The sequence below is a fragment of the Arenibacter sp. S6351L genome, from assembly GCF_023016025.1.
Lineage (GTDB): Bacteria > Bacteroidota > Bacteroidia > Flavobacteriales > Flavobacteriaceae > Arenibacter > Arenibacter algicola_B.
In genome coordinates this window covers 143,258-149,282 of the sequence record NZ_JALKBB010000011.1, presented here as the reverse complement: position 1 = coordinate 149,282, position 6,025 = coordinate 143,258, and the positions used below count along the sequence as shown (strand labels likewise).

At 39.6% G+C, this 6,025-nt stretch carries 4 protein-coding genes; all 4 read right to left on the bottom strand.

Annotation, left to right across the window (positions count from 1 at the left end; translation table 11 throughout):
- A partial coding sequence (locus MWU82_RS11365; protein WP_247096482.1) for a transposase occupies positions 1-749 on the bottom strand: 749 nt, incomplete at its 3' end.
- Positions 730-1,089: a transposase gene (locus MWU82_RS11360; RefSeq protein ID WP_247096481.1), complete on the bottom strand. Its 360-nt coding sequence runs from the start codon at positions 1,087-1,089 to the stop codon at positions 730-732. The genes MWU82_RS11360 and MWU82_RS11365, both read right to left, overlap by 20 nt.
- 958 nt (positions 1,090-2,047) lie before the next feature.
- Entirely contained in the window at positions 2,048-3,667 is a 1,620-nt protein-coding gene (locus MWU82_RS11355; RefSeq protein WP_247096480.1) for a glycosyl hydrolase family 65 protein, read from the bottom strand.
- Positions 3,668-4,398: 731 nt separating this feature from the next.
- Positions 4,399-6,018, bottom strand: coding sequence for a sulfatase (locus MWU82_RS11350; protein WP_247096479.1), 1,620 nt, complete (start codon positions 6,016-6,018; stop codon positions 4,399-4,401).
- Positions 6,019-6,025: the final 7 nt, after the last annotated feature.

Sequence of the window (6,025 nt, the reverse complement as noted above, 5' to 3'; positions counted from 1 at the left end):
GCTGTTTGTATAGAAGTTGCCGTATTGAATATGTTCCTGAGCCCCTGTACCAGGTCGAAGGCCACCTTTATATCCGGATATTGGGCGAACAATATCTTGCTTCTCTCGGATTGGTTTTCTGTCCAGTTGGAGGGAGCTTTGTACAATAGGTACCTGCTCCTGGCCAATAGCTGTTTTCTGGTGTCCCCGTTGCTGAATTCTTTTGGTACGAATGTCCCGTGCTTTGCCCTTGCCTGTTTTATCTGTTCGTTCTCCCGGTCTATGGTGTCCCACCTGTGGTTGATTCGGATGTCCTGAAGGGCTTCCAGAGCCAGTTTTTGTACGTGGAACCTGTCCGTCACCTGTACCGCTTTTGGGAAGCATTGTTTGGCGATGGTCTTCATGGAGTTGGCCATATCCAGGGTGATTTCCTTGACCTTGGCCCTTTTCTTGGCCGATATCTTTAACAGCTGCTCTATAATTGGTCCTACCTTGGTGCCGGAGAATATGGCCACTATGGACCCTTTCTTGCCCTTGGCTTTTTTATTGGTGATTATGGTGTAGAGTTCCCCCTTGGAGAGTGCCGTTTCGTCAATGGACAGATAAAGCCCTATATTCTCAGGGAATATGAGCCACTCCTTGGCATGTGGTCTCTTCTCCCATTGTTTGAACTCGCTTAAGTAATCCCGAAACTGGCGCTGTAGTTTTTTGCCATCGACTCCATAAAATCCGCCAATGGTATGGCAGTCATTAGCTTTGGTACTGACCAAGTACTTTTAAAAAAGCAGCGAACTCTACGGTCATACGAGTCCCCTGTGCCACTAGATCCCAATCTCTTTGCACGGCTTGGCCAGTGGCCTTGTCCAGCCAACGGCGCCGCCTGATGTGGAGAAAGACCGACTTTCCCCGCAGTGGAAAGTCCTGGACGACAATCTCTTTGTGAAAACCATGGGCTATTAAAGTGCGATGTTTTTCCTCTTTAGGGGTGTCTTTTTTTTCTTCAAAATATAAATGAAGCGCACCCTCCTGCATATTATGGGAGACTAGGTCAAAATGGGTCGTTAATACTTCTGGCAGTATAAACTTTAATAGGTCCAATGATAATTCCAAGGCGATCCTTTTTCCGCAAAGATCTTATTCTATTTTCAATTCACACACAACTTTTGGGATTGATCCGCGTTATGGTATGCCCCGTGTCCTGTCTCCCACATTTTTTCTCCCGCCTTTGTTGATTTTCATTTTATTCCTCCATATTCTTATCGGCTTTCACTTCGTCAGAAGTAGGGTTTTAAGATGCTTAAAACATAACTTGCTATCTTCTCCGAAGATAATATTGACAATTTCTTTAAATGATATATTTCTCAAAACGAGTTGGCTGGATCTCTTCCTACTTTAAATCAAAAAATACCTAGTGATTACGCAAATCTTAATTATCTAAATACATATACTCATATATTTATATTGGCATATTTGTATATATACATATATCATGATTTCAGAAACCCTTTAATAATATATTCTATGAATTAATTTATTGTTCCCCCGTGCAACCGAGAGACAATTCAACACTTCAACGGATAGGAATGGATGTGGGTAAGGTGAAAAAAAGCAAGGTGGTTCTCTCCGTTGGGCTTTTGGACGGCACAACCAGTCAGTAAAACAAAAAAAGCAAACAATAGTGGTAGTCTCATAGAATGTAATATACAATGGATAAATCCCAAAAGTGGTTTGTGAATTGGATAAAGATAGAATAATCTATCCTGGGGTTCGTGTTATGTTCCTTCAAACTGTGACGCAAATTAACATTCAAAATGTGATCCGCTGGCCGTTCCCTGATCGAAGTCGAAGGGTTGGACACTTATATCAATAAAATGAGGTCTCTCCCGATATTCATAGGGATGCGCCTTTCTGAGGAAGATCCTACCAAAGTGTAAAATACTTATTTAAACAGACCTAAACTTCACAAATTGCCGTTGTATTGATTTACTAAAAAAAAGGTACGAGAATCAATTTGAAAGAGCATAATTTATGAAACCTACATCCTTAAAAAGCATTCCCCATTTGATTATTATAATTCTAAGGTAATTTTTTCCAGTTTGTTTGCATGCGCCACTTTTTTGCCATCCACCAAAATGGAAAGCCCTTTATGAATGCCATATTTATCACCATTTTTATCATAAACAACAGCAATGGTTTTTCCCTTATATTGTATACCATCCAGCGCAAACCAATCCCATTTACCCTCAGGAACAAGGGGGTCAACGGATATTGACCCGTCCTCCTTCATTTCCAAGCCTACCAATCCAGAAATGACAAGGTCACAATAACTTGAATGATTGTAGTCCTTACCTCTTAAAATTGCTTGATTTTTATCCTTCCAATATTGCCTTGCAACCTTGTCAATATTCATATCCAGGGCAATGGCCCTCGATAACCAAATGCCCGAATCTGGATGTAAGCTCTCACCAATCCACGGTATACTTTCACCATATGGTAAAGTCCTATGCTGTGAATGGGTATAAATCTTCATTAGATCAAAAAAATCTCCTTTATCTATTATAACCTGATTATAATTATGCAGTAAATTTCTCATGCCACCTAGGGCCAGACTACTTGCAAACGGCCAACTAGACCCATCCCATTGACAGCGTTTAATACGATTTTTCATAAACAAATGGTGTCTCTTCTCTGCCGTTGTAAGGCCGTATTGCGCAAAAAAACCATCCGGATCCAGAGCCTGTTCCCATGCACTTTCATACCCCTTGTCCGGTAGGTTAAATCGCCAAGGGAAATAACCATACAATTCTCGAACATGACGGTTTGGACTGACCTCTCGATGGTTATAAGTCTTTATTTCATCACCTTTTTTTTCTAAGGGAAGCGTACAGAAAAATTCATCTTTTACATCCCAAATCTTATCCTGAACCAATGTTTTGATTTTTTCTGCTTTGACTTTGAACTTTTTGGATAGACCATTGTTCCCTATTCTATTGGCAATTTTTGAAATAGCGATGGCATCAGAATACAAATACGAGTTGAGTGTAGGACGCAAACCTGATCCGCTAATGGAGTGCCCCCCCCCATCCCTATCATCATATGACCAAAATAACCCCGATTCGTGCATGTTACTTTTCTCCCATTCTTCGTAGTTTCCGGCTAGTTCTGATAGTAAATTTTCAGCCAAAGAATAATTCCCTATGGTCGTACAATACTCATAGATACTTGTTGCAAACCACGAACTGTAATGCCGTGGCTCCCCATCCTCTGAAAACCAATATTTTAAGTAATCGGCAACATAATCCCTATTTTTCAACCATTTGCCTTCGTCAACATGAAGTCCGGATGCCGCGGCAATAGTGTTGTACTTTTTAGCATGCTTTACTTCGGGCAAAAACTCAGTAATCACATAGCCAGATGGCGTTTTTTTAATATGTTTTCTAAATACCCACCACCTAAAATAATATATCTCTTCAATTTCCTCATCGGGACACTCAAACCACGGAATATTTTCTTGCATCCAGTTCCAACTATCAGAATTGGATATCAAGGTTTTTATAGGCGCATCATCCACGGAATTGAAATATTCAGGGTAATGGGCAAAATCGTTGGGCTCTAGAACACTATTTTTCTGTGCTTGAGAGCCGATAAAACAACTTAGGCAAATAAAAAAAATACTTACTTTTTTCATATAATTTTCTTTTAAAATGATTTTTTAAAGTGCACCTACATTCCTTGGTATTCACAAAAATTCGCCTTAAGATACGGATACGCTAATTTCTCTCTACAACAGTCTTCAAAATTTATATAAAAATTTTGAATAATACTTTTCGTCCAGTTGTAAAAGCGTGGATGGGAAATTATGGCGGTTTGGGCTATCCGGAAAATGCTGTGTTTCCGGTCAAAATGCAGATTGGTGCTCATAGCATAAATTAAACTTACCAATATCCCTACCCTTTAAAAAGTTACCTCAATAAAATTGCAGTTTAAGCTCATTTGTATATACTTCTATGCTTCTTCCAGTTCTTTGTTCTGAAATCCGTGCCGCCAATCGATCTAACTTGTTACCTGCATTCAAACCCCAGTTATGGCCGTAACCCGTACCGAATTTTATTTGTTCATTAACATAATGAATGAAATCACCTATAATAGTAGGTATTGAAAAATCCAAGGGAGTCCCTTTTACTTCTGCTATTTCACCTGTTGGAATAAGCACTTTATTAACAGGGGTATATCTATCCGCATTTATATGTTATAATTATTGATTTAATATTATTTTTAGTGTTGATACATATCCTTATTAATCGCTCTCCAGTGAAAACAACCGTAACTAAGGGAATTGACCCAGAACGGGAATACATTCCTTTTCTTATTAATTTATATTAAACTAGATATGTAGTATGTTAAAATTAGAATAGTTTCTTATTTTATTTTTAGTTGTCCCTTTTGAATATAAGCGGGATTATATTCCCCTCGTTCGTGAAAACCTTCAAATTCACGCATGGTCGACATACGAGGGTAACTATCAAATATATCCCCAAATCCCAAAACCCTTGGGTCGCCTTGCCTCTTTAGTTCTGTATCAAGTTTTGCGTTTAAATCCTTTCTTATCTCTTCGTATTCAAGGTCTTGGGCAACATTGTTTACACAACCCGGATCTTTTTTAATATCATATAATTGTTCCGAAGGCCGTTTCTCGTAGGCCAATTTATATTGGGAAGGATATTTGGAATGTTGCTCTATTAAAAAGAGTTTTGAAGGGGAGTCATCCACATCATGAAATCCTGGGGATAAGGACTTAAAGCCTTTGGTCGGCAATTGGTTTTTTTCGGATGAAAGTACAGGGTCGCCTGCTGGCCATAGATCAGGCTTAAAATTATGTACATAAAGGTATTCTTGAGTGCGAATGGCACGCGCAGGATACCCCAAATTATCTGGCCTGGCATGGGTATGTCTTTCACGACCTGTCAAGACAAATTCCCGATGCATTTTGGACTGAACCTCAGGTAGTGGAATCAATATATTTGAAAGGCTTTTACCTGTCATTTCAGGTACTTCTTCAACCTTGGCAAGCTCTAGAAAGGTTGGTGCTAAGTCTATAAGGGCAACCAAGTCTTCCACTACCCTATTTCCTTTCATTTTAGAGGGCCAACAAATGGCCAACGGTACGTGGGTACCGTATTCCTGTAAATTAGCCTTGGCCGAAGGGAAGGGCATTCCATTATCCGCAGTCACCACAATAATCGTATTTTCGAGTTCCCCTTGCTCTTCCAAGAACTGTATCATTTTTCCCAAATGGGTGTCGAACCATTCTATTTCCAGGGCATAATCGGCAACATCACTTTTAATTAATTCGTGGTCAGGAAGAAATGCTGGGACAGCCGATTCTTCCATAGTTTTACCGGCCTTGATTCCTGAACCTTCTTCATAGGTTCGATGTGGTTCATGGCCGCCGTACCAAAAAAAGAATGGTTGTCCTTTTTCTTTTTGTTGAAAAAATTCTACGAAATTTCCATAGTAATCCTTGGATTGAATGCCAGTTGTTGGGACAGAACTCATCTTTTTATCATTGAATTCAGGTCCCACAGGGTTTTGTAGCCAGCCGGCATCTTTCCAATCACCTGGTCCCCATGGTTTTCCTGTGAAACCAATTTCATAACCTACACCCGCCAACAAATCTGTAAACACAGGATATTTTTTAGGGAAATAGCTGGCATGTGTACCTGCTTCCTCAATTTGCCAAATATTTTTTCCCGTTAGGATTGCCGCTCTTGAAGGGCTGCATTGGGGTGCCGCAACAAATGCATTTGTAAATAAAATACCGTCTTTGGCAACCTTATCAAAAGAAGGTGTTTTTATACCACTGGTTCCATAAGCGGAAGCATAAGGAAATGATTGGTCATCGGCTATGGCAAACAGGATATTTGGCTTCTGTTCAGCTTCGGGTTCTGCTTCTTTTTGAGCTTTACAACCCAAAAATAATATCGAACTAAAGAGTAAAAATATTGAAACAATTACCCTACGTTTTATGTACTTTTCCATTTTATTA